This window comes from Stutzerimonas nitrititolerans, assembly GCF_003696285.1.
Taxonomy (GTDB): domain Bacteria; phylum Pseudomonadota; class Gammaproteobacteria; order Pseudomonadales; family Pseudomonadaceae; genus Stutzerimonas; species Stutzerimonas nitrititolerans.
The window spans coordinates 65,665-91,506 of the sequence record NZ_RFFL01000004.1 but is presented as its reverse complement, the minus strand read 5'-3'; the positions used below and the strand labels follow the sequence as shown (position 1 = coordinate 91,506).

The following is a 25,842-nucleotide window of genomic DNA, read 5'->3' as shown; positions in this document are numbered from 1 at the left end:
GCAATCTTCACGCCTGAGCCTTTCTGCGACGGGGTTCGAGCGCGGTGTTCTTCGAGGTCATTCATGCATATTCACATTCTCGGCATCTGCGGCACCTTCATGGGTTCGCTGGCCGTTCTCGCGAAAGAACTGGGCCATCGCGTCACCGGCTCCGACGCCAATGTCTATCCGCCCATGAGTACCCAGCTGGAAGCCCAGGGCATCCAGCTGACCCAGGGCTATGAGCCGAGCCAGCTCGATCCGGCGCCGGATCTGGTGGTGATCGGCAACGCGCTGTCGCGTGGCAACCCTGCGGTGGAATACGTGCTGAACAAAGGCCTGCCCTATGTCAGCGGCCCGCAGTGGCTGGCCGACCACGTGCTGCAGGGCCGTTGGGTACTGGCCGCGGCGGGCACCCACGGCAAGACCACCACCAGCAGCATGCTGGCCTGGGTGCTGGAGCACGCCGGCATGAGCCCGGGCTTTCTGATCGGTGGTGTGCCGCAGAACTTCGGCATCTCCGCGCGGCTGGGCGGCACGCCGTTCTTCGTGGTCGAGGCGGACGAATACGACAGCGCCTTTTTCGACAAGCGCAGCAAGTTCGTCCATTACCGTCCGCGTACCGCCATCCTGAATAATCTGGAATACGATCACGCGGATATCTTTCCCGATCTGGAAGCGATCGAGCGGCAATTCCATCACCTGGTGCGAACCATTCCCGGCGAGGGGCTGGTCATCCACCCGACCACAGAGGAGGCCATCGAGCGCGTGCTGGGCATGGGGTGCTGGTCGTCGGTGCAGACCACTGGCGAAGGGGGCGACTGGCAGGCCAGGCTGCTCAGCGAGGACGGCTCGCGTTTCGAAGTGATCTTCCAAGGGGAGGTACAGGGTGTCGTCGACTGGGAACTGACCGGCCGGCACAACGTTGCCAATGCCTTGGCAACCCTGGCGGCAGCACGCCACGTCGGCGTATTGCCGAAGCAGGGTGCCGAGGCGTTGAGCGAATTCCGCAGCGTCAAGCGGCGCATGGAGAAGGTCGCCGAGATCGACGGCGTGACGATCTACGATGACTTCGCTCACCATCCGACCGCCATCGCCACCACCCTGGATGGCCTGCGCAAGCGCGTCGGCGATGCGCCGATCATCGCCGTGATCGAGCCGCGTTCCAATTCGATGAAGCTCGGCGCGCATCGCGACGGCCTGCCCGAGTCGGTGCGCCAGGCCGATCAGGTGGTCTGGTACGCGCCGCCGAACCTGGGCTGGGACCTGGCCGGCACCGCGGCCAATTGCCCGGTGCCGGCGGTGGTCTGCGATTCGCTGGAGGCCATCATCGAGCGGGTCAAGGCCCAGGTCGCGCCCGGCACCCAGGTGGTGATCATGAGCAACGGTGGCTTCGGCGGGCTGCATGGCAAGCTGGCGGAGGCGTTGCGCTGACCGCCCATGGTGGAAAACGCTTCGCGGTTTTCCACCCTACGATGACCGTGGATGGGTAGGGTGGAAATCGCCGAAGGCATTTCCACGCGTGGGATTGGAAAGAAACTGGAGGCTGCATGAGCGGACCGGAACGCATCACCCTGGCCATGACCGGCGCCTCCGGCGCGCAATACGGCTTGCGCCTGCTCGACTGCCTGGTTCAGGAGGATCGCGAGGTGCACTTCCTCATCTCCAAGGCCGCGCAACTGGTGATGGCCACCGAGACCGATGTGGTGCTGCCGGCCAAGCCGCAGGCGATGCAGGCTTTTCTCAGCGAGTACACCGGTGCCGCGGCCGGGCAGATCCGCGTGTTCGCCAAGGAGGACTGGATGGCGCCGCCGGCTTCCGGCTCTGGCGCGCCGACCGCCATGGTGGTGGTGCCCTGTTCCACCGGCACCCTGTCGGCGATTGCCACCGGTGCCTGCAACAACTTGATCGAGCGTGCGGCGGATGTGACGCTGAAGGAGCGCCGCCAACTGATCCTGGTGCCGCGCGAGGCACCCTATTCGAGCATCCACCTGGAAAACATGCTCAAGCTGTCGAATCTGGGCGCGGTGATCCTGCCGGCTTCGCCAGGCTTCTATCATCAGCCACAGACCCTCGACGACCTGGTGGATTTCGTCGTCGCACGCATCCTCAATCTGCTGCAGATTCCGCAGGACATGCTGCCGCGCTGGGGCGAACACCATTTCGTCAGTGACGAGTGAGAGCAGCCGAGCAGAGGAGGGGCCATGAAGCGCGGTGTTGCCCTTGGCACGGCGCTGGTCGCCATCCTGCTGCTACCCGGCTGCGCCACCGTTCGCACCCTCGATGCGGCCAAGCCCGGCGCGCCGATCATCTATTCCGGTACCCGCCTCGACTGGTACAGCCTCAATGGCGGCTGCTGTGCGCAGGACCGCTTCGGTGCTGCGGCGCCGAAATACGTCGCCCTCGACCTGCCGGCCAGTCTGGTGCTCGACACGCTGCTGTTGCCGTTCGCGGTGGCTGCTGAGCTGGGAGTCGGGCTGGGCGTTCGCGGCGGCTTGTAAATAGGCGGTTTTCAGTTGGTGGCGCGTTCAGCATGCTGCGCCAGGGCCATTCCGCAGCACCATTTCGTCAGCGACGAGTAAGCCGCTCTGTAGGGCTGAATTCATTCGGCCATCGGCCCCATCGGCCACCCAGTGGCCGAACAAGTTCGGCCCTACGGTCGATCTTCCAGGCTGTTGGCCCGTTCAGCATGTTGCGTAAGCGCCCATTGCACATGCTCACGCACCAGCTCAGAAGAATCGTCACGGCGCGCCTGCAGGGCTTCCAGCACCGGAATGCTCGACGGCGCGTTACCCAGCCCCACCGCCAGGTTGCGCAGCCAGCGCTCGTAACCGGCGCGGCGTAACGGCGAGCCTTCGGTCCGGCTGAGAAATTCGTCCTCGGTCCAGCGGAACAGCTCCGCCAGCTCGGCATTGTCCAGGCTGTGGCGGGGATGGAAATCGGTCTGTTCGGTGGGTTTGGCGAAGCGGTTCCAGGGGCAGACGATCTGGCAATCGTCGCAGCCGAACACGCGGTTGCCGATCTTGCCGCGCAGCTCGACCGGGATCGGGCCTTTCAGCTCGATGGTCAGGTAGGAAATGCAGCGCCGCGCATCCAGTATCCGTTCGCCGACGAAGGCTTCCGTGGGGCAGATGTCCAGGCAGGCGTGGCAACTGCCGCAGTGGTCGCGTGTGATCGGCTCGTCGACGGGCAGGGCGATGTCGACGAACAGCTCGCCGAGGAAGAACCAGCTGCCGGCCTTGCGGTTGAGCAGCAGGGTGTTCTTGCCGATCCAGCCGAGCCCGGCCTGCTGCGCGGCGGCCTTCTCCAGCACCGGCGCGCTGTCGACGAAGGCGCGGAAACCGAAGGGGCCGACCACTTGCTGAATGCGCTCGGCCAGTTGCTGGATGCGCTTGCGGATCAGCTTGTGATAATCGCGGCCCAGCGCATAGCGCGAGACGTAGGCCTTCTCCGGCTGGGCCAGGCGCTGGTTCATGCGTGTGTCGCCGGGCAGGTAGTCCATGCGCAGGGAGATCACCCGCAGGGTGCCGGGTACCAGCTCGTCGGGCCGTGAACGCTTGTTGCCGTGGGCGGCCATGTAGTCCATCTCGCCCTGGTAGCCTTGCTCCAGCCAGCGTTGCAGATGCGCTTCGTGCTCGGCCAGGTCGACGCCGGTGATGCCTACCTGCTGAAAGCCGAGCTCACGCCCCCACTCCTTGATGGACTGGGCGAGGGCGGCGGGATCTAGGGCGGAACTGGACATCGAAGGGACGATCTAGTGGGCGGGTGCGTATAATTCTGCCAGATATTCCAGCCGATGATCCTTGCGCCGATGACCGATACCTTGCCCGCTGCCCTCTTTACCGCCGCCCAGGTGCGCGAGATCGATGCACGTCTGATCGCCGCCGGCACGCCCGGCTTCGAGTTGATGCAGCGCGCGGCCCATGCGGCCTGGCGCGCGCTGCGCCGACGCTGGCCGGAGGCTGGCGTGCTGACGGTGCTGACCGGGCGCGGCAACAACGCCGGTGACGGTTACCTGATTGCGGCGCTGGCGCAGCGTGCCGGCTGGCAGGTGAGGGTGCTGGCGGTAGGCGATCCGCAGGAGTTGCAGGGCGATGCGGCGCTGGCGCTCGGCGAGGCACGGCAGGCCGGAGTCGCCATCGAGGCCTGGCATGCCGATGCGCTGTTGCAAGGCGTGCTGGTGGACGCGCTGCTGGGCACCGGTATTGCCGGCGAGGTGCGCGAGCCCTACGCGTCGGCGATCACCGCGATGAACGCCAGTGGCCTGCCGGTGCTGGCGGTGGACCTGCCGTCGGGACTGTGCGCCGATACCGGGCGGATTCTTGGTTGTGCGGTGCGCGCCGATCTGAGCGTCAGCTTCATCGGGCTCAAGCTGGGCCTGTTCACCGGAGAAGGCCCGGATCGGGTCGGTGCGCTGGTCTTCGACGATCTTCAGGCCTCAGTGGAGGTTCTCGTGCAGACGCATCCAGAGGGGCTGCGGCTATGCGAATCGACACTGCCGCGCCTGGCGCCGCGTTCACCCACCGCGCACAAGGGCAGCTTCGGCCAGGTGTTGGTGATAGGCGGTGACCTGGGCACTGGCGGCGCCGCGCTGCTGAGTGCCGAGGCAGCGTTGCGTTGCGGTGCCGGCATGGTGAGCCTGGCAACACGCCCGCAGCATGTCACGGCCTCGCTGGTGCGCCAGCCGGAGATCATGTGCCATGGCGTCGAATCCACCTATGGGCTGACGACACTCGTCGAGCGTGCCGACGTGCTGGTGGTTGGCCCCGGCCTTGGTCAGGCGCCGTGGGGGCGCAGTTTGCTGTCGCTGGCGGCGCAGCGTCAGGTGCCGCAGGTATGGGATGCCGATGCGCTGAATCTGCTGGCGACAGGTGCCGTCGCGTTGCCGGGCGAGTGCCTGATCACGCCGCACCCCGGCGAGGCGGCGCGGTTGCTGAAGACCAGCGTGGCGCAGATCCAGGCGGACCGTCCGGGGGCGGTCCGCGCGCTGGCGACGCGCTATGACTGCACGGCGCTGCTCAAGGGCGCAGGCACGCTGGTCGCCTCGCCCGATGGCCGGTTGGCGTTGTGCGACCGCGGCCATCCAGCCATGGCCAGCGCGGGCCTGGGCGATGTGCTGGCGGGTGTGGCCGGCGCCTTGCTGGCCCAGGGCCTGGCGCCGTTCGAGGCCGCCGCGCTGGCGGTCTGGCTGCATGCGCGGGCGGGCGAGCGCCTGGGGCGTCAAGGCCGCGGGTTGGCTGCCAGCGATCTGTTTGTCGAAATTCGCCTGTTGCTGGAGGAGCATTCGCCATGCCTGAATTGACTATGCCTGAATTGACATTGTTCGCTGGCGACGAGTCGGCAATGCTGGCGTTGGGGGCCAGGATCGCCGAGGCGACCGGCGGCAAGGGCACCCTTTATCTGCATGGCGATCTCGGCGCGGGGAAAACGACCTTGTCGCGCGGGTTGATCCGGGGCTTCGGGCATGAGGGCAAGGTCAAGAGTCCCACCTTCACCCTGGTCGAGCCCTATGAGATAGGCGCCGTGCGGGTCTTTCATTTCGATCTTTATCGGCTGGTGGATCCCGAGGAGCTTGAATTCCTGGGTATTCGCGACTACTTCGAAGGGGATGCGCTGTGCCTGGTAGAGTGGCCGGAGCGCGGTGCGGGCATTTTGCCAAAGGCCGACCTGGACATTACCATTACACCCCGTGACGCCGGCCGTGCATTGTGTTTGACGCCGCGAAGCGAGCGCGGCGAAGCCTGGTGTTCTGTCCTGACCGTCGGTAATCAATGAATAACATGAGGTTGGGTATGCGCATACGCGCACTGGTTAGTGGTTTGGCATTGATGTTCGCGGCGTTTCAGGTGCTGGCGGCCTCCGAGGTCCAGAGCGTGCGGCTCTGGCGCGCGCCGGACAACACCCGGCTGGTCTTCGACCTGTCGGGACCGGTGGAACACAAGGTGTTCACCCTGACCGCACCGAATCGCATCGTGATCGATGTCGAGGGCGGCAACGCGAGCAAGCCCTTCGAGCAGCTGGCACTGGAAAACACCCCGATCTCCGGCCTGCGTTCCGGCAAGTTCGACAACAATACCCTGCGCCTGGTCATCGACCTGAAAGCCCAGGTCTCGCCAAAGAGCTTCACCCTGCCGCCGAACCAGCAGTACGGGCATCGCCTGGTGGTCGACCTGTTCGACCAGGATGCCGACAGCCCGGCCAAGCTGCCGGTCACCACCACGCCGCAAACCCCGGCGACGCCCGTGTCGCCCACCCTGCCGGCGATCAAGCTGCCACCGTTGCCCAGCAGCAAGCGCGACATCGTGATCGCCATCGATGCCGGGCACGGCGGCGAGGATCCGGGAGCCATAGGCCCGGGCAAGGTCTATGAAAAGAACGTGGTATTGCAGATTTCCAAGGAGCTGCAACGCCAGATCAACGCCGAGAAGGGCTTCCGCGCCGAGCTGGTACGCACGGGCGATTACTTCATTCCGCTGCGCAAACGCACCGAGATCGCCCGTCAGAAGGGTGCCGATCTGTTCGTCTCCATTCATGCCGATGCCGCGCCGCGCTCGTCGGCCTATGGCGCCTCGGTGTTCGCCCTGTCGGATCGGGGGGCTACCTCGGAAACCGCGCGCTGGCTGGCGGACAGCGAGAACCGCTCCGACCTGATCGGCGGTGCCGGCAGTGTCAGTCTCGGTGAAGACCAGATGCTCGCGGGAGTGCTGCTCGACTTGTCCATGACGGCATCCCTGGCGTCCAGCCTGAACGTGGGGCAAAAGGTGCTGAGCAAGATGGGCGGCATCACCCGACTGCACAAGAGCCGGGTCGAGCAGGCCGGATTCATGGTACTGAAATCGCCGGATATTCCGTCGATCCTGGTCGAGACGGGATTCATCACCAACCCTTCCGAAGCGCGCAAGCTGCAGACGTCCGCGCATCAGCAGGCGCTGGCACGTTCGATTCATACGGGCGTGCGGCAGTTCTTCCATGAAAATCCACCGCCTGGCACCTACGTCGCCTGGCTGCGTGATTCGGGCAAGATCGCCAGCGGCCCGCGCGAGCACGTGGTGCGTTCCGGCGAGAGCCTGGCGCTGCTGGCCCAGCGCTACCAGGTCAGCCTCGGCTCGCTGCGCACCGCCAACAAGCTCAAGGGCGACGTAATCAAGGTTGGCCAGACCTTGCAGATTCCCGCTACCACGCTGGCGTCCCAGCCATGACCGGGACGGCGCGTATCCAGCTGCTGAATCCGCGGCTGGCGAACCAGATCGCGGCGGGGGAAGTGGTCGAGCGGCCGGCTTCGGTGATCAAGGAGTTGCTCGAGAACAGCCTGGACTCGGGTGCCCGCCGCATCGATGTGGAAGTCGAGCAGGGTGGCGTGAAACTGCTGCGGGTACGCGACGATGGCTCGGGCATATCGGCGGAAGACCTGCCGCTGGCGCTCGCGCGTCACGCCACCAGCAAGATTCGCGACCTGGAAGACCTGGAACGAGTGATGAGCCTGGGGTTCCGCGGCGAAGCGCTGGCCTCGATCAGTTCGGTGTCGCGCCTGACCCTGACCTCGCGCACCGCCGAGGCGGCCGAGGCTTGGCAGGTGGAAACCGAGGGCCGCGACATGGAGGCGCGGGTGCAGCCGGCGGCGCATCCGGTTGGTACTTCGGTGGAAGTGCGCGACCTGTTCTTCAATACTCCGGCGCGGCGCAAGTTCCTGCGCAGCGAGAAGACCGAATTCGACCATCTGCAGGAAGTCATCAAGCGTCTGGCGCTGGCGCGCTTCGATGTCGGCTTTCATCTGCGCCACAACGGCAAGGCGGTGCTCGCCCTCCATGCGGTCGGCGACGACGCCGCTCGGGCGCGGCGGGTCGCAGCGGTATGCGGCTCGGCCTTTCTCGAGCAGGCGTTGCCGATCGAGGTGGAGCGCAGCGGCTTGCGGTTGTGGGGCTGGGTCGGCCTGCCGACCTTCTCGCGCAGCCAGGCGGACCTGCAGTATTTCTACGTCAACGGGCGCATGGTGCGCGACAAGCTGGTGGCCCATGCTGTGCGCCAGGCATACCGCGATGTGCTGTTCAACGGTCGTCACCCGACGTTCGTGCTGTTCCTCGATGTCGATCCGGCCGTGGTGGATGTGAACGTGCATCCGACCAAGCATGAGGTGCGTTTTCGCGACAATCGCATGGTCCACGATTTCCTCTACGGCACCCTGCATCGTGCGCTTGGCGATGTGCGGCCGGAGGATCAGCTGGCGGCGCCCGCGAGTGTGACGTCGATGACCCAGGTCAGTGGCCTGGCAGCAGGCGAGTTCGCCGGGCAGAACGAGATGAGCCTGTCGGCCAGCGTGCTTGAGCAACCGCAAACCGAAACGCAGCCCTGGCGCGGCCCGGGTCCCGGTTACCAGGCGCCGCGACCAACGCCGACGGGTAGCCATACCGCCGAAGCCCAGGGTGCCTATCGCGAGTTCTTCGCGCCGTTGCCCCAGGCCGGCGTGGCCTCGTTGCCGGAGTCTCATGAAGACGTGCCGCCGCTGGGTTATGCGCTGGCGCAGCTCAAGGGGGTCTACATCCTCGCGGAAAATGCCCAGGGCATGGTGCTGGTGGACATGCACGCCGCGCACGAGCGGATTACCTATGAGCGCCTCAAGACGGCCATGGCCAGCGAAGGCCTGCGGGGGCAGCCGTTGCTGGTGCCGGAGACGATTTCCCTCAGTCAGCGCGAGGCCGATTGTGCCGAGGAGCATGCGCAGTGGTTCCAGATGCTCGGTTTCGAGCTGCAGCGGCTGGGGCCGGAAAGCCTGGCGATCCGCCAGATTCCCTCGTTGCTCAAGCAGGCGGAGGCGACGCGGCTGGTCGGCGATGTCCTGGCCGATCTGCTGGAATACGGCACCAGCGACCGCATCCAGGCGCATCTCAACGAGTTGCTGGCGACCATGGCCTGCCACGGTGCCGTTCGCGCCAATCGCCGCCTGACCCTGCCGGAAATGAATGGCCTGTTGCGCGACATGGAGCAGACCGAACGCAGCGGCCAGTGCAACCACGGCCGTCCGACATGGACCCAGTTGGGGATGGCGGATCTGGACAAGCTGTTTCTGCGCGGTCGATAAGCCACGAAACGATAAAGGTGCTGGCGTCCGAGGCTGGGAGCAGTCGCGGCTCGCATGCCTTTTTGTTAAGCCTCCTGCTTTTCTGGATTCCTTCAGATGCCTCAGTTGCCTCCCGCCATCTTCCTCATGGGCCCCACGGCCTCGGGCAAGACCGATCTCGCGCTCGAACTGGCTCGGGCGCTGCCCTGCGAGCTGGTCAGCGTCGATTCCGCCCTGGTCTATCGCGAGATGGATATCGGCACCGCCAAGCCCTCGGCGCAACTGCTGGAGGCCTTTCCCCATCGCCTGGTGGATATCCTCGACCCGGCGCAAAGCTATTCGGCTGCCGAATTCAGCGCCGATGCGCTGGCGGCGATGGCTGAAATCACGGCGGCCGGACGCATTCCGCTGCTGGTCGGCGGCACCATGTTGTACTTCAAGGCGCTGCGCGATGGGCTGGCCGACATGCCCGCTGCCGATGCCCAGGTGCGTGCGGCACTGGAAGAGCAAGTCGCTGCCGAGGGTTTGCAGGCGTTGCATCGTGAGCTCGCCGAAATCGATCCGGAGTCGGCGGCGCGCATCCATCCCAACGATCCGCAGCGGTTGGTGCGTGCGCTGGAGGTTTTTCGAGTCAGCGGCATGACCATGAGCGAACACCGCGCCAGACAAAGGTCGCAAAAAGCCGGAGATGGCGCTACGGGCGAGGGTGTCTTGCCTTATACTGTTGCCCAGCTAACGATCGCTCCCGCTCAACGGTACCTGTTGCACCAGCGCATCGAGCAGCGTTTCGTCCAGATGATCGAACAGGGGTTCGTCGAAGAGGTCGAAAGGCTGCGTGAACGTGGTGACCTGCATCTTGGGTTGCCCTCGATGAGGGCAGTGGGGTATCGCCAGGTCTGGGAATATCTGGACGGTCAGCTTTCCAGGGATGAAATGATTCAGCGTGGCATCATCGCGACCCGACAGTTGGCCAAACGGCAGTTCACCTGGTTGCGAAGCTGGGGTCATACGCATTGGCTGGAGAGTTCGGCCTGCGACAATCTGCCGCGAGCATTGAAATACCTGCAATCGCTCTCCATATTGGGCTGACATGACAGATTGACCGTCTATTCTCAGAACAGTGGATCGGGCGGCTTTGATTCTAAAAACTAACGAAAAAATTGATCCTCTAAGGAGTGCGGCACATGTCAAAAGGGCATTCGCTACAAGACCCTTACCTCAACACACTGCGTAAGGAACGCGTCCCGGTTTCCATCTATCTGGTCAACGGCATCAAGCTGCAGGGCCAGATCGAATCCTTCGACCAGTTCGTCATTCTTCTGAAGAACACCGTCAGCCAGATGGTGTACAAGCATGCGATTTCCACTGTCGTACCGGGTCGTCCCGTACGCCTGCCCGTTGCCGGGGATAGCGAGCAGTCCGAGTCGGGCAACGACTAAAGGGAGCCGTCTTTGTTCTTCGAACGTCCCGGCGGTGGTGAACGGGCCATCCTGGTGCACCTGGATGGCCAGGATCCCTCGGCGCGTGAAGATCCCCAGGAATTTCGGGAGCTGGCGCGTTCGGCCGGAGCCGAGACCGTTGGCTTCGTCAACGTGGCTCGGCATCAGCCTTCTGCCAAGTATCTGATCGGCAGCGGCAAGGTCGAAGAGCTGCATGATCTCGTCAAGGACGACGAGGTCGAGCTGGTCATTTTCAACCACACCCTGACACCCAGTCAGGAGCGCAACCTCGAGCGTGCGCTCGAATGCCGCGTGCTCGATCGAACCGGTCTGATTCTTGATATCTTCGCGCAGCGCGCCCGCACCCATGAAGGCAAGCTGCAGGTCGAACTGGCTCAGCTGGAACACATGAGCACGCGTCTGGTGCGCGGCTGGACCCACCTGGAGCGCCAGAAAGGCGGTATCGGCCTGCGTGGGCCGGGTGAAACCCAGCTGGAAACCGACCGTCGCCTGTTGCGCATTCGCATCCGCCAGATCAAGCAGCGCCTGGAGAAGGTTCGCGGCCAGCGCGAGCAGGCGAGGCGCGGGCGACGTCGCGCGGATGTGCCCCTGGTGTCCCTGGTGGGCTACACCAACGCGGGCAAGTCCACGCTGTTCAATGCGCTGACCCGGGCGGAGGTCTATGCCGCCAACCAGTTGTTCGCGACCCTGGACCCGACCCTGCGGCGTCTCGAACTGGACGATCTCGGGCCGGTGGTCCTGGCCGATACCGTGGGCTTCATTCGCCATCTGCCGCACAAGCTGGTCGAGTCCTTTCGGGCGACGCTCGAAGAGTCGAGCAACGCCGACCTGCTGCTGCACGTCATCGATGCCCACGAGCCCGAACGTGACGAGCAGATCGAACAGGTACTGGCGGTACTCGGCGAGATTGGCGCCGAGGAAGTACCGCTGCTCGAGGTGTACAACAAGGTCGACCTGATGGAAGGCATCGAGCCGCAGATCCAGCGCGATGCCGATGGCGTTCCGCGGCGGGTGTGGGTTTCGGCGCAGCAGGGCCTCGGGCTCGATCTGTTGCGACAGGCCGTCGCCGAGCTGCTGGGCGACGATCTGTTCATCGGCACCCTGAGGCTGCCGCAGCGACTCGCGAGAATGCGCGCGCAGCTGTTCGGCCTGGGTGCGGTACAGTCCGAAGCGCATGACGAGGAGGGCGGTAGCCTTCTTCAGGTTCGCCTGCAGCGGGTAGAGTTGCACCGATTGATCAGCCGGGAAGGCTTCCAGCCGGCAGAATTCTTTGAACAACACACTTTGCAATAATGCCCGAGGCGGCAGTTGGCCGCTCGCATCGGGCTTTCGGTAGCATTGGCGGGCGTGCGCATGGCGCGTCTTTAGCTTTTTTTGAATGGAGAGCGCTATGGCTTGGAATGAGCCGGGTGGCAACTCGAATAACCAGGATCCCTGGGGTAGTGGCGGTGGTGGTCGACGCGGTGGCGGCGATCAGAAAGGGCCGCCGGACCTCGATGAGGCCTTCCGCAAGTTGCAGGAAAGCCTCAACGGCATGTTTGGCGGCAACAAGAAGCGTGGCAATGGCTCCAGCGGTGGCGGCAGCGGCCGACGCGGCGGTCTGGGATTGCTCTGGATCGGTCTGGTGGTACTGCTGGCGGTCTGGCTGTTCAATGCGGTGTACATCGTCGACGAGCAGGAGCAGGCCGTGGTGCTGCGCTTCGGCAAGTATCACGAGACGGTTGGGCCGGGCCTGAACATCTACTTCCCGCCGATCGATCGCAAGTTCCAGGCGAACGTCACGCGCGAGCGCTCCTACTCCAAGCAGGGGCAGATGCTCACCGAGGATGAAAACATCATCGAGGTGCCGCTGACCGTCCAGTACAAGATCAGCAACCTGCAGTCCTTCGTGCTCAACGTCGATCAGCCGGAAGTCAGCCTGCAGCATGCCACCGACAGTGCCGTGCGCCATGTGGTCGGTTCGACCGCGATGGACCAGGTGCTGACCGAAGGTCGTGAGGCCATGGCTGGCGAAGTCAAGGAACGCCTGCAGCGCTTCCTCGACAACTACGGCACCGGCATCATCGTCACCCAGGTCAACCTGCAGAGTGCGGCGGCGCCGCGTGAAGTGCAGGAAGCATTCGACGACGTGATTCGTGCGCGTGAAGACGAGCAGCGCGAGAAAAACCAGGCCGAATCCTATGCCAACGGTGTGATCCCTGAGGCGCGCGGTCAGGCGCAGCGGATGCTCGAAGAGGCTGCCGGTTACCGTGAGGCGGTGATTTCCCGCGCTCAGGGTGAGGCGGATCGCTTCAGCAAGCTGGTGGCCGAGTACCGCAAGGCGCCGGACGTTACCCGCCAGCGTCTGTACTTGGAAACCATGCAGGAAATGATGAGCAGCACCAGCAAGGTCCTGGTGACCGGCGAGAGTGGGCAGAACAACCTGCTCTATCTGCCCCTGGACAAGATGATCAACAGTCGCGGCAATGGCGGATCGGCTTCCTCTTCGGCCTCTGCGCCGGCTGGCGCTGCAGTGCAGAGCACTCGCCTGCCGCCAGAGCTGGATCCGCGTGAAGTACGTACTAGGGAGAGCCGCTGATGAGCAACAAGTCCCTGACGGCCCTTATCGTAGGCGTCGTGCTGGCGATCGTGCTGTGGAACAGCTTCTACATCGTCTCGCAAACCGAGCGCGCCGTGATGTTGCGCTTCGGCCGTATCGTCGAGCCGGATGTGAAGCCTGGCCTGCACATGAAAATCCCCTACGTGAACAGCGTGCGCAAGTTCGATGCGCGCCTTATGACGCTGGACAGCACCACGTCGCGCTTCCTGACGCTGGAGAAGAAGGCGCTGATGGTCGATTCCTATGCCAAGTGGCGCGTGGATGATGCCGAGCGTTTCTATACCGCGACTTCGGGCATGAAGCAGATTGCCGATGAACGCCTGGCGCGGCGCCTCGAGGCCGCACTGCGCGACCAGTTCGGCAAGCGCACCCTGCACGAGTCGGTGTCGGGGCAGCGAGACGAGCTGATGGCGCAGGTCACCAACACCCTCAATCGTGCGGCGCAGCAGGAGCTGGGCATCGAGGTGGTGGACGTGCGCGTCAAGGGTATCGACCTGCCGCGTGAGGTGAACCGCAGCGTGTTCGAGCGGATGAGCTCCGAGCGTGAGCGTGAAGCCCGCGAGCATCGCGCCAAGGGTAAGGAACTGGCCGAAGGTATTCGTGCCGACGCCGATCGCCAGCGTCGGGTGTTGCTGGCAGAGGCCTTCCGCGAGGCCGAAGAGCTGCGCGGTGACGGCGATGCGCAGGCGGCGGCGATCTACGCGGCGGCCTATGGGCAGGACCAGGAGTTCTACGCCTTCCACCGCAGCCTGCAGGCATACCGCGAGAGCTTCGCCAACAAGGAAGATGTGCTGGTGCTGGACCCCAAGAGCGATTTCTTCCGCTATCTGGAGTCCTCCACGGCGCAGTGACGGCACCCACCCGGCGGGCGACAACGCCCGTCGGGTGACCCGTTGGCAAAACATTGCTATGATCCGCCAGCCGGGAAACTCCCGGCTTTTTTACGTCTGCGTTCCTGTGGGTGCGCTGGCTGACTCCCGGCATGGCTGGCCATGCTGATTCCCTGAAAAGGGCGTGGCCCTGGCGCCATGGTTCGAAAACATACAATCGCACGCGACCGATGGCCGGCCCAGGCTGTAGCTCGGTTTCGTCTGCTTGACTAGGCTTGCCGTATCGAGAGGTGATGGCGAAATGGCAACGGTAGACCGCTGGCTCCTGCCAGATGGCATCGAAGAGGTGCTGCCGCCCGAGGCGGCGCGTATCGAAACGGCACGACGCCGAGTGCTGGACCTGTTCCAGCGCTGGGGCTACGAGCTGGTCATCACCCCGCACGTGGAATTTCTCGAATCGCTGTTGAGTGGATCGGGGCAGGACCTGGATCTGAAAACCTTCAAGGTGATCGACCCGCTATCCGGTCGGCAGATGGGACTGCGTGCCGATATCACGCCGCAGGTGGCCCGCGTCGATGCGCACACATTGCGCCGCGAGGGACCGAGTCGCCTGTGCTATGCCGGCAGTGTCCTGCATGCCAAGCCGCGGGCGCTGGCCACTTCGCGCAGCCCCATCCAGCTGGGCGCCGAGCTCTACGGCGACAGCAGCACCTCCAGCGATATCGAAGTCATCAGCCTGATGCTGGAAATGCTCGAATTGGCGATGGTGCCGGATGTGCACATGGATCTGGGGCACGTCGGCATCTATCGTGGCCTGGCGCGAGCGGCGGGCCTTTCCGGCGAGGCGGAGCAGCGCCTGTTCGATGCCATGCAGCGCAAGGCGATGGATGAGATCGCCGAGCTGACGGCCGCTGTCGAGCCCTCGCTGGCCGCCATGTTGCAGGCGCTTGCGCGCCTGTGCGGCGGGCGCGAAACCCTCGATGCGGCGCGTCAGGTGCTGGCCAAGGCGCCGGCGCCGGTGACCGAGGCGCTGGAGGCGCTGATCCGCATCGCCGATCAGTTGGCTCTCCGTTATCCAGACCTGCCGCTTTACTTCGACCTGGGCGAGCTGCGCGGCTATCACTACCACACCGGGGTGGTGTTCGCTGTGTTCGTGCCGGGCGTTGGTCAATCCATCGCGCAGGGTGGCCGCTACGATGACATCGGTGCCGACTTCGGGCGCGCCCGTCCGGCTACCGGCTTCTCTACCGACCTGAAGACGCTGGTGAGCCTGGGCAAGGCCGAGCTGGACAGCAGGCTGAGCGGCATCTGGGCGCCATATGGCGACGATGCGGCGCTTTGGCAGCAGATCAGTCGCTTGCGCCGGGAAGGTGAGCGCGTGGTGCAGGCGCTGGATGGACAGAATGGCGAGACCGCGGCAACGGCTGGCTGCGATCGTCAGCTGATATTGCAAGACGAGACCTGGACGGTGGCGCCACTGGCGTCCTGATGGCAGCCGCGCACGTAGCGCTGGGCTGGTTCCGATATTTAGCCGGTTGTTGTGGCCGGCATGCTTCGCCAACGAGGACAAAGGGTTATGGGTAAGAATGTCGTGGTCCTGGGCACCCAGTGGGGTGATGAGGGCAAGGGCAAGATCGTCGATCTGCTGACCGACCAGGCGGCTGCGGTAGTGCGTTACCAGGGTGGCCACAACGCAGGGCATACGCTGGTCATCGACGGCGAGAAAACCGTCCTGCATCTGATTCCGTCCGGCATCCTGCGTGAAAACGTGCAGTGCCTGATCGGCAATGGCGTCGTGGTCGCACCCGATGCGCTGCTGCGCGAGATCACCAAACTGGAAGAGAAGGGCGTGCCGGTGCGCGAGCGCCTGCGCATCAGCCCTTCGTGCACGCTGATCCTGCCGTATCACGTGGCCCTGGATCAGGCCCGCGAAGCGTCGCGCTCGGAAGGCAAGATCGGCACCACGGGGCGTGGCATCGGCCCGGCCTACGAAGACAAGGTGGCGCGTCGCGGCCTGCGCATCGGCGACCTGTTCAATCCCGAGCGTTTCGCGGTCAAGCTGCGCGAGCTGCTGGAGTATCACAACTTCGTTCTGCAGAATTTCTACAAGGTCGAACCGGTGGATTTCCAGAAGACCCTCGACGAGGCGCTGGGCTATGCCGAGATTCTCCGGCCGATGGTGGCCGACGTCACGGCTCGCCTGCACGAGCTGCGCAAGCAGGACGCCTGCATCATGTTCGAAGGTGCGCAGGGTTCACTGCTGGACATCGATCATGGCACCTATCCCTACGTGACCAGCTCCAGCACCACCGCTGGCGGCACCGCCACGGGTTCGGGGTTCGGTCCGCTGTACCTGGACTACATCCTCGGTATCACCAAGGCCTATACCACCCGTGTGGGCTCTGGTCCGTTCCCTACCGAGCTGTTCGACGATATCGGTGCACGCCTGGCCGAGCGCGGTCATGAATTCGGCTCCACCACCGGGCGTGCGCGCCGTTGTGGCTGGTTCGATGCGGTGATCCTGCGTCGCGCCATCGAGATCAACAGCATCTCCGGTATCTGCCTGACCAAGCTGGATGTGCTCGATGGCCTGGAAACCATCCGCATCTGCGTCGCCTACAAGGATCGCAATGGCGAGGTGCTGGTCGATGCGCCGACCGATGCCGACAGCTACGATGGTCTGCAGCCTGTATACGAAGAGATGCCGGGCTGGAGCGAGTCGACCGTCGGCGCCAAGAGCCTGGACGAGCTGCCGGCCAATGCTCGCGCCTACATCAAACGTATCGAAGCGCTGATCGAGGCGCCGGTGGACATCATCTCCACGGGGCCGGATCGCAACGAGACCATAGTGCTGCGCCATCCGTACGCCTGAGTCGGCATGGCTCGAGCAGAGGCCGCCTTCGGGCGGCCTTTTGCTTTCCGCTCGCGATGCGGGTTGGCGCGTGAGATGTGTGTTGATGAGGAAAGGCGTGGTGCAGAAACGAAAAAACCGAGCCAGGGGCTCGGTTTTTTCTGAAGAGTGGTGCCCAGGAGAAGACTCGAACTTCCACGGTGTTGCCACCGCTAGGACCTGAACCTAGTGCGTCTACCAATTCCGCCACCTGGGCACATTGCGATGATCACTCACCGACTTGTTGTCGATTGCTGGTCGGAGCCGACAAACTCCGTCTTGCATGAATCTCCAGCCGAAGCGGGAAAGTCATTGAAGAGTGGTGCCCAGGAGAAGACTCGAACTTCCACGGTGTTGCCACCGCTAGGACCTGAACCTAGTGCGTCTACCAATTCCGCCACCTGGGCACATTGCGATGATCACTCACCGACTTGTTGTCGATTGCTGGTCGGAGCCGACAAACTCCGTCTTGCATGAATCTCCAGCCGAAGCGGGAAAGTCATTGAAGAGTGGTGCCCAGGAGAAGACTCGAACTTCCACGGTGTTGCCACCGCTAGGACCTGAACCTAGTGCGTCTACCAATTCCGCCACCTGGGCACATTGCGATGATCACTCACCGACTTGTTGTCGATTGCTGGTCGGAGCCGACAAACTCCGTCTTGCATGAATCTCCAGCCGAAGCGGGAAAGTCATTGAATAATGGTGCCCAGGAGAAGACTCGAACTTCCACGGTGTTGCCACCGCTAGGACCTGAACCTAGTGCGTCTACCAATTCCGCCACCTGGGCACTGAAAACGATGTTGCTTGGCCGTTTCCGTGATACAACGTCTACCAGACATTGTGGGCGCGAACTATACGGGCGAGGTTATGCCTTGTAAAGCCCTCGCGCAGAAAAATAATTGGAGCTAAAGCTGCCGTCTGAGCGCGTTTCGCGCTTCAATAGATATAGGGCGTTCTGCCTCTATACACGAATCAAAGGTGACACTTCTTAATGGCCGATTGGCAATCCCTCGATCCCGAGGCCGCGCGTGAAGCGCAGAAATACGAAAACCCCATTCCCAGCCGCGAGCTGATTCTCCAGCAGTTGGACGAACGTGGCTCCCCGGCGTCGCGTGAGGAACTGGTCGAAGAGTTCGGGCTTATCTCCGATGAAGACATCGAAGCGCTTCGTCGCCGGCTACGCGCCATGGAGCGCGACGGCCAGCTGATCTACACTCGGCGCGGCACCTATGCCCCGGTGGACAAGCTGGATCTGGTCTGCGGGCGCATCAGCGGCCATCGCGATGGCTTCGGTTTCCTCATTCCCGACGACAAGAGCGACGACCTCTTTCTCAGCCCCGCGCAGATGCGCCTGGTCTTCGACGGCGACCGCTGTCTGGCGCGGGTTTCCGGGCTCGATCGTCGTGGACGTCGGGAAGGCGCGATCGTCGAGGTGATCAGCCGTGCCCACGAGAGCATCGTGGGGCGCTATCAGGAAGAGAGCGGTATCGGCTTCGTCATGGCCGACAACCCCAAGATCCAGCAGGAAGTGCTGGTCACGCCGGGGCGGTCGATGAACGCCAAGCCGGGCCAGTTCGTCGAGGTGAAGATCACCCATTGGCCGACCCAGCGCTTCCAGCCTCAGGGCGACATCGTCGAGGTCATCGGCAACTACATGGCGCCGGGGATGGAGATCGACGTGGCGCTGCGCAGTTTCGATATCCCGCACGTCTGGCCCGAAGCCGTACTGCGCGAAGCGGCCAGGCTCAAGCCCGAGGTGGAGGAGAAGGACAAGCAGAAGCGTGTCGACCTGCGTCATCTGCCGTTCGTCACCATCGACGGCGAAGATGCGCGTGACTTCGACGATGCCGTCTATTGCGAGAAGCCCAGTGGCTGGAAGCGCTTTGCCGGCGGCTTCCGCCTGTATGTCGCCATCGCCGACGTCTCGCATTACGTGAAGGTCGGCTCGGCGCTAGACAAGGAGGCCGAGCTGCGCGGCAACTCGGTTTACTTCCCCGAACGTGTCGTGCCGATGCTGCCCGAAGAGCTTTCCAACGGGCTCTGCTCGCTGAATCCCCATGTGGATCGCCTGGCGATGGTCTGCGAGATCACCCTGAACAAGTCGGGAAAAATGACCGACTACCAGTTCTACGAGGCGGTGATCCATTCCCATGCGCGGCTGACCTACAACAAGGTCAACAGCATGCTCACCGAGCCGAAATCGGCGGAGGGCAAGCGGCTGATCGGCGAATACGCCGAGGTGCTGCCACACCTCAAGCAGCTGCATGCCCTGTACAGCTTGCTGATCAAGGCACGGCATACCCGTGGCGCGATCGACTTCGAGACTCAGGAAACCCGTATCGTCTTCGGCTCGGGGCGCAAGATCGCCGAGATCAAGCCCACCGAGCGCAACGATGCGCACAAGCTGATCGAGGAATGCATGCTCTGCGCCAACGTGGCGACGGCGACCTTCCTGGAAAAACACGAGGTTCCGGCGCTGTATCGCGTGCACGACGGGCCGCCGCTGGAACGCCAGGAAAAGCTGCGTGCCTTCCTCGGCGAGCTGGGCCTGACCCTGCACAAGGGCAAGGAGGGCCCGACGCCCAAGGATTACCAGGCATTGCTGGAGCGGATCCAGGGACGCCCGGATTTCAACGTGATCCAGACGGTGATGCTGCGTTCCCTGAGCCAGGCCGTCTACAGCATCGACAACCATGGCCACTTCGGCCTGAACTACGAAGCCTACGCGCACTTCACCTCGCCCATCCGGCGCTATCCGGACCTGCTGGTGCATCGTGCCATTCGCAGCGTCATCCGTTCGCGCCGCGACACGCCGCACGTGCGTCGCGAAGGGGCGACCAGCATGCCCAGGGCGCGCATCTACCCCTATGACGAGGCGGCGCTGGAGCAGTTGGGCGAGCAATGCTCGATGACCGAGCGGCGCGCCGACGAGGCCACGCGGGATGTGGTCAACTGGCTCAAGTGCGAGTTCATGAAGGATCGCGTCGGCGAAACCTTCCCGGGTGTCATCACCGCGGTCACCGGGTTCGGCCTGTTCGTCGAGCTGACCGACATCTACGTCGAAGGCCTGGTGCATGTCACGGCGATGCCCGGCGATTACTACCACTTCGATCCGCTGCATCATCGCCTTTCGGGCGAGCGCAGCGGCCGCAGCTTCCGCCTCGGCGACAGCGTGGAAGTGCGGGTCATGCGGGTCGATCTCGACGAACGCAAGATCGACTTCGAGCTGATCAGCGGTGGCAGCCAGGGCAAGGGCGCTCCGGCCGACGGCGGGCGTGCAGGTGCGCGCAGGACCGAGCAAGGGGCCAAGGGTGATCGCTCCGCATCGCGAAGCGAGGAGCCGGATGCCGATGTGCGCAAGAGCCGCGAGATGAAAAAGGCGTTGCTGGCCGAGGCCAAGGCTGGCAAGCCGGCGGCTTCCGGAAAGCCGAAACGCAACTCCGGCAAGCCGAAGGCGAATGCCAAGGCCGGTGGCAAGCCCGCCGCCGAGGGTGCACCGCGCAAGCGTAAGGCCAAGTCATGAGTGATCTCGAACGAGTCTATGGCCTGCATGCGGTCGAGGCGTTGCTGCGCCACCATCCCAAGCGTGTCAAGCAGGTCTGGTTGGCCGAGGGGCGTGGCGATCCCCGTGTCCGTGTTCTGCTGGAGTTGGCCGAGCAGGCCAGGGTACGTGTCGGTCAGTGCGAGCGCCGCGAGATGGATGCCTGGGTCGAGGGTGTTCACCAGGGCGTCGTGGCGGAAGTCAGCCCCAGCCAGGTCTGGGGGGAGGCCATGCTCGAAGAGCTGCTCGATCGTGCCGAGGGGCCGCCCTTGCTGCTGGTTCTCGACGGCGTGACCGACCCGCACAACCTCGGCGCTTGCCTGCGCACCGCCGATGCCGCGGGTGCGCTGGCGGTCATCGTGCCCAAGGACAAGGCCGCGACGCTCAACGCGACCGTGCGCAAGGTGGCCTGCGGTGCGGCGGAGGTGGTCCCGCTGGTGGCGGTGACCAATCTGGCGCGTTCACTGGAGAAGCTGCAGCAGCGCGGGTTGTGGGTGGTAGGTACCGCAGGCGAGGCCGAGCAGGTGATCTACGCCCAGGACCTGACGGGCCCCACGGTGCTGGTCATGGGAGCCGAAGGCAAGGGCATGCGGCGTCTCACACGCGAGCATTGCGACTTCCTGGTGCGCCTGCCGATGGCAGGTAGCGTCAGCAGTCTCAACGTCTCGGTCGCCACCGGCGTCTGCCTGTTCGAAGCGCTGCGTCAGCGCCAGGCGGCCACGTCCCCGAACTGAGGCTCGCTCGATTCATCCCTGTACAGGCCGTTGAAACGTGAATGCCGCGTTTGAACGGCCTCTTAAACCAATTGTGCGGTTCGCGGTCAATGATCTGCACGACGTCTGCCCGTTTGTTCGGTTCGTCTCCCGTGGCGTCCACGGCGTAGCGGGCCGTCAGTGCCGCGCGCGGAGCAAGGTCTCATCATGGAGGTGGTAATGCCGCAACGCCCGTCATTCGAGAGCCTGTTTCGTCTGTCGCCCAATGCTTATGTGCTGCTCGATCCAGAGCTGGTCATCATCGATGCCAACGCGGCGTACCTGGCGTTGACGGGGCGCTCGCTCGAGGCGATTCGCGGGCGGCGGCTGCATGAGGCATTCGCCGTCGATCCTCAGCGTCCCGAGGCGACACATGTTCGAGAGCTGCTGGATTCCCTGGAGCGCGCCATCAGCCGCAAGAGCGTCGATCCGCTGCCGGTGATCCGTTATTCCATCGCTCTGGAGGGCGCCCGCGCGCACGAGCATCAGGATCGCTACTGGAGCGCGACGCACACGCCGATCCTCGATGAGCACGGCGAAGTCATCGCCATCTTGCAGCACACCATGGACATCACCGAGTTGCAAAGCGCCGCCACGGGTTCGCTCCGCGAGAGTGGCGTCGGTCAACAGCCTGTGCAGCAACTCGAGGGCGCTGTGCTCTGGCGGGCCAGGACGCTGCAGGACGAAGGCAATCGGATGCGCATGCTGTTCGCCCAGGCGCCGGGCTTCATCTGCTTCCTGCGCGGTCCCGACCATGTGTTCGAGTTCGTCAACGATGCGTATCAGCGGTTGACCGGAAACCGGCAGTTGTTCGGCAAGACGGTCCGCGAAGGGCTTCCCGAGGTAGAGGGGCAGGCGTTTCTTGGTCTGCTCGATCACGTCTATGCAACCGGCGAGGCCTATGTCGGCAAGCGTATGCGGGCACTCCTGCAGCGACAGCCCGGCATGGGGCAGGAAGAAGTCTTTGTCGATTTCATCTACCAGCCGATCATCGAGAACGATGGTCAGGTATCGGGAATCTTCGTCCAGGGCAACGATGTGACCGAGCAGCAGCGCAGCCAGATGGAGCTGCAGGAGTACCGTGAGCGGCTGGAGGAGCGGGTGCGTGAGCGCACGCGCGAGCTGTTCCAGAGCGAGGCCGAGCGGCGTACCGCCGAAGCAGCCCTGGCGCAGTCCCAGCGGCTCGAGGCGGTTGGCAAGCTCACCGGGGGGATCGCGCACGACTTCAACAATATGCTGCAGATTATCGGCGGCAACCTGCAGCTGCTTCGCCGCAGCCTGGGCCATGATGAAACCGCCATACGCCGCCTGGAGTCGGCGGTCAGTGGCGTCGAGAAGGGCGCTCAGCTGGCGCGGCAGTTGCTCGCCGTAGCCAGTCGTCAGTCGTTGCAGCCCCAGCAGATCGAGCTGGGGAGCATGCTCGACGAGATGCGCGGCCTGCTGGCTGGCTCGCTGGGCAGCGGTGTTCGACTGGAGCTGGATATCGATTCCGGTCTGTGGCCAGTCTTTGCCGATGTCGGCAATCTGCAGACGGTGCTTTTCAATCTCGCCTTCAATGCACGCGACGCCATGTCGGGAGGCGGCAGCTTGCTGCTGCGGGCGCGCAATCGAACGCTGGACGCCGCCAGCGCGGCGGCATGGTCAGATGCGGGGCCGGGCGACTACGTATTGCTGAGCGTGATCGACGATGGCTCGGGCATGAGCTCCGAGGTGCGGACACATGCGTTCGAACCTTATTTCACCACCCGGCACGAAAGCAACTCAGGCCTCGGCCTGAGCATGGTGTACGGATTCGTCCGGCAGAGCGGCGGTTTCGTCGTTCTGGAAAGCGAAGAGCAGGGCGGAACCGCCGTGCATCTCTATCTGCCGCGCGATCCTGAGGCAGTCGGATCTGGTGAGGTCCGACCGGAACCGGCATCGGCGACCGGTGCCTCGGCAGCGATGCCTGCCCCGGTCGACGCTCCGTCTGCCGGCCTGGATATCCTGTTCGTCGAGGACGATCCTACGCTGCGCATGCTGACGGGCGAGGTCATGAGCGAGCTCGGCCACCGGGTGACGCTCATCGAGTCGGCGGAGACTGCGCTCGAGCAGCTGGAAAGCCATTCGTTCGATGTGTTGCTGACGGATGTCGGGCTTGCCGGCATGAGCGGTATCGAGCTGGCACGCCGGACTCAGGAGCACCATCCCGATGTGGATGTGGTCATCGCCTCGGGCTATCCGGTCGATGTCCACCGGGAGGGGCTGCGAGACCTTCGCACCATGCTCAAGCCCTACGACATCCACCAGGTCCGCACGCTGCTCGACAACCTCCGGGCCGAGCGGGCACTTGCGCCGCGGCGTGGCTGAAGGACTGGTCAAATATTCACCAGCGCGCCTTGCGCCCGTGACGGCCCTTCTCTAGAATGGCGCCCCTTGCCTGGCCGGCAGGCGTTTGCGCGCCTTGTCGACGGGCAGGAAAACAAGTCATTCACTCCTTGCCTGACTGCATTTCGCGGCAGGCTGCAACCCGTAAGGAGCAATCATGCGTCATTACGAAATCATCTTTCTGGTTCATCCGGACCAGAGCGAGCAGGTCGGCGGCATGGTGGAGCGTTACACCAAGCTGATCGAAGAAGACGGTGGCAAGATTCATCGCCTGGAAGACTGGGGCCGTCGTCAGCTGGCTTACGCCATCAACAACGTGCACAAGGCTCACTACGTGATGCTGAACGTCGAGTGCAGCGGCAAGGCACTGGCCGAGCTGGAAGACAACTTCCGCTACAACGACGCCGTCATCCGTAACCTGATCATCCGTCGCGACGAAGCCGTGACCGAACAGTCCGAGATGCTCAAGGCTGAGGAAAACCGTAGCGAACGCCGCGAGCGTCGCGACCGTCCTGAAACTGACAATGCCGGTGGCAACGACAGCGACAGTGACAGCAGCGATAACGCTGACGAGTAATCCCCGGATCTATTGAGGAGCCTATTTCATGGCACGTTTTTTCCGTCGTCGTAAGTTCTGCCGTTTCACCGCTGAAGACGTGAAAGAGATCGATTACAAAGATCTGAACACTCTGAAAGCCTACATTTCCGAAACCGGCAAGATTGTTCCCAGCCGTATCACCGGAACCAAAGCACGCTATCAGCGTCAGCTGGCCACCGCTATCAAGCGCGCCCGCTACCTGGCCCTGCTGCCCTACACCGACAGCCACGGCCGTTGATCGGGCTTGGTCGACAGAAGTAAAGGATAGATCGCATGCGCGCCCTGGCTGAGTACATCATGCGCGGCCGTATGCAGGCCATCTTCGTGGTGGCGGGTGCGGCGGCGTTGCCGATGTTGTTCTGGCTGAGTGCCGCCGCAGGAAGCCTGGTGTTGCTGCGCCGTGGCCTCAACGATGCGCTGGGCGTACTGAGCTGGGGTGTGTTGCCGGCTCTGGCCTGGTGGTATTTCGGCGATCCGCGGACCTTGCTGGTATTGCTCGGGTCGCTGGCGTTGGCGCTGCTGTTGCGCAGCCAGGGTTCCTGGCCTCGTGTGATGTTGTGCAGCGTGGGCCTCGGGATGTTGTATGCCTGGGGACTGGGCATGGTGTTTGGCGAGTCGATCACGGCTCTGGCCAGCGAGTTGCAGAAGGCGTTGCCGAGTGTGCTGTCGGATGCCTATCAGCAGCTTTCACCGGAAGAGCAGGCGCGGCTGGAATCGCTGCTGGCGCCCGTCCTGACCGGTTTGCTCGCTGCTCTGCTGCAGATCGTCACGTTGCTCAGCCTGATGCTGGGGCGTTACTGGCAGGCGTTGCTGTACAACCCGGGCGGCTTCGCCGAGGAGTTCCGGGCGTTGCGGCTGTCGCCGCTGCTGGCGATGTTGTTACTGGCCGGTATGTTGCTCGGTCCCAGCATCGGCGTGCAGATGGCGATGCTGGCTCCGATATGCAGCGTGCCGCTGGTATTCGCGGGCGCCGCGCTGGTGCATGGTCTAGTCGCACAGAAGCGGATGTCTCGGTTCTGGCTGGTGGGGCTCTATGTCACGCTGGTGCTGTTCATGCAGTTGGTTTATCCGTTACTGGCCGTAATGGCCATTGTCGACAGTCTGTTTGATTTTCGCGGTCGTGCCTCCCCTGACGGTGGTGCAGGGCCTGCGAACGGTGAAGGTTAAAAGTTAAGAGGTAAGACTCAAATGGAAGTCATCCTGCTGGAAAAAGTCGCGAACCTGGGCAACCTGGGCGACAAAGTAAACGTCAAGTCGGGCTACGGTCGTAACTACCTGCTGCCCCAGCGCAAAGCCACCGCTGCTACGCCGGCCAACATCGCCGAGTTCGAAGCACGTCGTGCCGAGCTGGAAAAAGCGGCTGCCGAGCGCAAGGCTTCTGCCGAAGCCCGTGCCGCTCAGCTGGCCGAACTGGAAGTCACCATCACTGCTACCGCAGGCGATGAGGGCAAGCTGTTCGGTTCCATCGGTACTGCCGACATCGCCGATGCCCTGACCGCCTCCGGCGTCGAAGTGGCCAAGAGCGAAGTTCGTCTGCCGAACGGCACCATCCGTCAGGTTGGTGAATACGACGTGGCCGTGCACCTGCACACCGACGTCGAAGCGACCGTCAAGCTGATCGTCGTAGCCGGCTGAAACGCCGTCTCTCGTCTGGTGCTGCTGGCACCTGACGAGTAACATCGGGCACGCTTTCCATGCGAGTGGAGCGTGCCCTTTGTCTTTCTGAATACCGGGCATTCGATGGTTTCCGCCTGTCGCGAAACCAACGGATACC

The 25,842-nt window shown here is 63.7% G+C and carries 22 protein-coding genes and 4 tRNA genes; 21 read left to right on the top strand and 5 right to left on the bottom strand.

The window, feature by feature from the left end; translation table 11 throughout:
• Positions 1 to 63: 63 nt before the first annotated feature.
• The 3 genes from mpl to EA795_RS06015 all read left to right on the top strand — a co-directional run bounded on the left by mpl (position 64) and on the right by EA795_RS06015 (position 2,480).
• A complete protein-coding gene (mpl, locus tag EA795_RS06025) occupies positions 64 to 1,413 on the top strand; it encodes a UDP-N-acetylmuramate:L-alanyl-gamma-D-glutamyl-meso-diaminopimelate ligase (RefSeq protein ID WP_122076133.1) in 1,350 nt (449 codons plus the stop codon).
• 116 nt (positions 1,414 to 1,529) lie between these two features.
• A complete protein-coding gene (gene ubiX, locus EA795_RS06020) occupies positions 1,530 to 2,159 on the top strand; it encodes a flavin prenyltransferase UbiX (protein ID WP_014854002.1) in 630 nt (209 codons plus the stop codon).
• Positions 2,160 to 2,183: 24 nt separating this feature from the next.
• A complete protein-coding gene (locus EA795_RS06015; RefSeq protein WP_122076131.1) occupies positions 2,184 to 2,480 on the top strand; it encodes a YceK/YidQ family lipoprotein in 297 nt (98 codons plus the stop codon).
• A 152-nt stretch (positions 2,481 to 2,632) separates the two neighbouring features.
• Here EA795_RS06015 and queG read toward each other — a convergent pair whose 3' ends face one another.
• Positions 2,633 to 3,721: a tRNA epoxyqueuosine(34) reductase QueG gene (gene queG, locus EA795_RS06010; protein WP_014854000.1), complete on the bottom strand. Its 1,089-nt coding sequence runs from the start codon at positions 3,719 to 3,721 to the stop codon at positions 2,633 to 2,635.
• A gap of 69 nt (positions 3,722 to 3,790) precedes the next feature.
• Here queG and EA795_RS06005 point away from each other — a divergent pair, with 69 nt between their 5' ends.
• The 11 genes from EA795_RS06005 (at position 3,791) to EA795_RS05955 (ending at position 16,795) form a co-directional block, all read left to right on the top strand.
• Complete coding sequence (locus tag EA795_RS06005) at positions 3,791 to 5,281, top strand: NAD(P)H-hydrate dehydratase (protein WP_122076129.1); 1,491 nt, start codon at positions 3,791 to 3,793, stop codon at positions 5,279 to 5,281.
• A 2-nt stretch (positions 5,282 to 5,283) separates the two neighbouring features.
• Positions 5,284 to 5,754 carry a tRNA (adenosine(37)-N6)-threonylcarbamoyltransferase complex ATPase subunit type 1 TsaE gene (gene tsaE / locus EA795_RS06000; RefSeq protein ID WP_058076224.1) on the top strand — a complete coding sequence of 157 codons (471 nt, stop codon included), beginning with the start codon at positions 5,284 to 5,286 and terminating at the stop codon, positions 5,752 to 5,754.
• Positions 5,755 to 5,771: 17 nt separating this feature from the next.
• Positions 5,772 to 7,178, top strand: a complete 1,407-nt coding sequence (locus tag EA795_RS05995) for an N-acetylmuramoyl-L-alanine amidase (protein WP_014853997.1) — start codon at positions 5,772 to 5,774, stop codon at positions 7,176 to 7,178.
• Positions 7,175 to 9,055, top strand: coding sequence for a DNA mismatch repair endonuclease MutL (gene mutL, locus EA795_RS05990; protein ID WP_122076127.1), 1,881 nt, complete (start codon positions 7,175 to 7,177; stop codon positions 9,053 to 9,055). The genes EA795_RS05995 and mutL overlap by 4 nt, the downstream gene beginning before the upstream one ends.
• Before the next feature lie 96 nt (positions 9,056 to 9,151).
• Complete coding sequence (gene miaA / locus EA795_RS05985; RefSeq protein WP_014853995.1) at positions 9,152 to 10,123, top strand: tRNA (adenosine(37)-N6)-dimethylallyltransferase MiaA; 972 nt, start codon at positions 9,152 to 9,154, stop codon at positions 10,121 to 10,123.
• A 95-nt stretch (positions 10,124 to 10,218) separates the two neighbouring features.
• Positions 10,219 to 10,473 carry an RNA chaperone Hfq gene (gene hfq / locus EA795_RS05980; RefSeq protein ID WP_014853994.1) on the top strand — a complete coding sequence of 85 codons (255 nt, stop codon included), beginning with the start codon at positions 10,219 to 10,221 and terminating at the stop codon, positions 10,471 to 10,473.
• Positions 10,474 to 10,485: 12 nt separating this feature from the next.
• Positions 10,486 to 11,787 (top strand): ribosome rescue GTPase HflX, encoded by a 1,302-nt coding sequence (gene hflX / locus EA795_RS05975; protein ID WP_014853993.1) that lies wholly within the window; start codon positions 10,486 to 10,488, stop codon positions 11,785 to 11,787.
• Between the two features lie 97 nt (positions 11,788 to 11,884).
• Positions 11,885 to 13,072, top strand: coding sequence for an FtsH protease activity modulator HflK (hflK, locus tag EA795_RS05970; RefSeq protein WP_058076173.1), 1,188 nt, complete (start codon positions 11,885 to 11,887; stop codon positions 13,070 to 13,072).
• A complete protein-coding gene (gene hflC / locus EA795_RS05965) occupies positions 13,072 to 13,944 on the top strand; it encodes a protease modulator HflC (protein ID WP_014853991.1) in 873 nt (290 codons plus the stop codon). Before hflK ends, hflC begins: the two co-directional genes overlap by 1 nt.
• Before the next feature lie 280 nt (positions 13,945 to 14,224).
• Complete coding sequence (locus tag EA795_RS05960) at positions 14,225 to 15,412, top strand: ATP phosphoribosyltransferase regulatory subunit (RefSeq protein WP_058076225.1); 1,188 nt, start codon at positions 14,225 to 14,227, stop codon at positions 15,410 to 15,412.
• Between the two features lie 87 nt (positions 15,413 to 15,499).
• Positions 15,500 to 16,795, top strand: a complete 1,296-nt coding sequence (locus EA795_RS05955) for an adenylosuccinate synthase (RefSeq protein ID WP_122076124.1) — start codon at positions 15,500 to 15,502, stop codon at positions 16,793 to 16,795.
• A gap of 148 nt (positions 16,796 to 16,943) precedes the next feature.
• Here EA795_RS05955 and EA795_RS05950 read toward each other — a convergent pair.
• From EA795_RS05950 to EA795_RS05935, 4 genes are all read right to left on the bottom strand, one after another.
• Positions 16,944 to 17,030 (bottom strand) — tRNA-Leu (locus tag EA795_RS05950).
• A 103-nt stretch (positions 17,031 to 17,133) separates the two neighbouring features.
• A tRNA-Leu gene (locus EA795_RS05945) sits at positions 17,134 to 17,220 on the bottom strand.
• A 103-nt stretch (positions 17,221 to 17,323) separates the two neighbouring features.
• Positions 17,324 to 17,410, bottom strand: a tRNA-Leu gene (locus EA795_RS05940).
• A 103-nt stretch (positions 17,411 to 17,513) separates the two neighbouring features.
• A tRNA-Leu gene (locus EA795_RS05935) sits at positions 17,514 to 17,600 on the bottom strand.
• 204 nt (positions 17,601 to 17,804) lie between these two features.
• Here EA795_RS05935 and rnr point away from each other — a divergent pair.
• The 7 genes from rnr to rplI all read left to right on the top strand — a co-directional run bounded on the left by rnr (position 17,805) and on the right by rplI (position 25,703).
• A complete protein-coding gene (rnr, locus tag EA795_RS05930) occupies positions 17,805 to 20,336 on the top strand; it encodes a ribonuclease R (RefSeq protein WP_122076122.1) in 2,532 nt (843 codons plus the stop codon).
• A complete protein-coding gene (gene rlmB / locus EA795_RS05925; RefSeq protein ID WP_014853987.1) occupies positions 20,333 to 21,088 on the top strand; it encodes a 23S rRNA (guanosine(2251)-2'-O)-methyltransferase RlmB in 756 nt (251 codons plus the stop codon). Before rnr ends, rlmB begins: the two co-directional genes overlap by 4 nt.
• 198 nt (positions 21,089 to 21,286) lie before the next feature.
• Positions 21,287 to 23,452 (top strand): PAS domain-containing protein, encoded by a 2,166-nt coding sequence (locus EA795_RS05920; protein WP_122076120.1) that lies wholly within the window; start codon positions 21,287 to 21,289, stop codon positions 23,450 to 23,452.
• A 175-nt stretch (positions 23,453 to 23,627) separates the two neighbouring features.
• Positions 23,628 to 24,047: a 30S ribosomal protein S6 gene (gene rpsF, locus EA795_RS05915; RefSeq protein ID WP_014853985.1), complete on the top strand. Its 420-nt coding sequence runs from the start codon at positions 23,628 to 23,630 to the stop codon at positions 24,045 to 24,047.
• A 28-nt stretch (positions 24,048 to 24,075) separates the two neighbouring features.
• The gene (gene rpsR, locus EA795_RS05910; RefSeq protein ID WP_014853984.1) at positions 24,076 to 24,306 is read left to right on the top strand and encodes a 30S ribosomal protein S18; all 231 of its coding nucleotides are present in this window, start codon (positions 24,076 to 24,078) and stop codon (positions 24,304 to 24,306) included.
• 35 nt (positions 24,307 to 24,341) lie between these two features.
• On the top strand, positions 24,342 to 25,235 hold the full coding sequence (locus EA795_RS05905) for a hypothetical protein (protein ID WP_058076930.1): 894 nt from the start codon (positions 24,342 to 24,344) through the stop codon (positions 25,233 to 25,235).
• Between the two features lie 21 nt (positions 25,236 to 25,256).
• On the top strand, positions 25,257 to 25,703 hold the full coding sequence (rplI, locus tag EA795_RS05900; RefSeq protein ID WP_014853982.1) for a 50S ribosomal protein L9: 447 nt from the start codon (positions 25,257 to 25,259) through the stop codon (positions 25,701 to 25,703).
• The last annotated feature ends 139 nt before the right edge of the window (positions 25,704 to 25,842 follow it).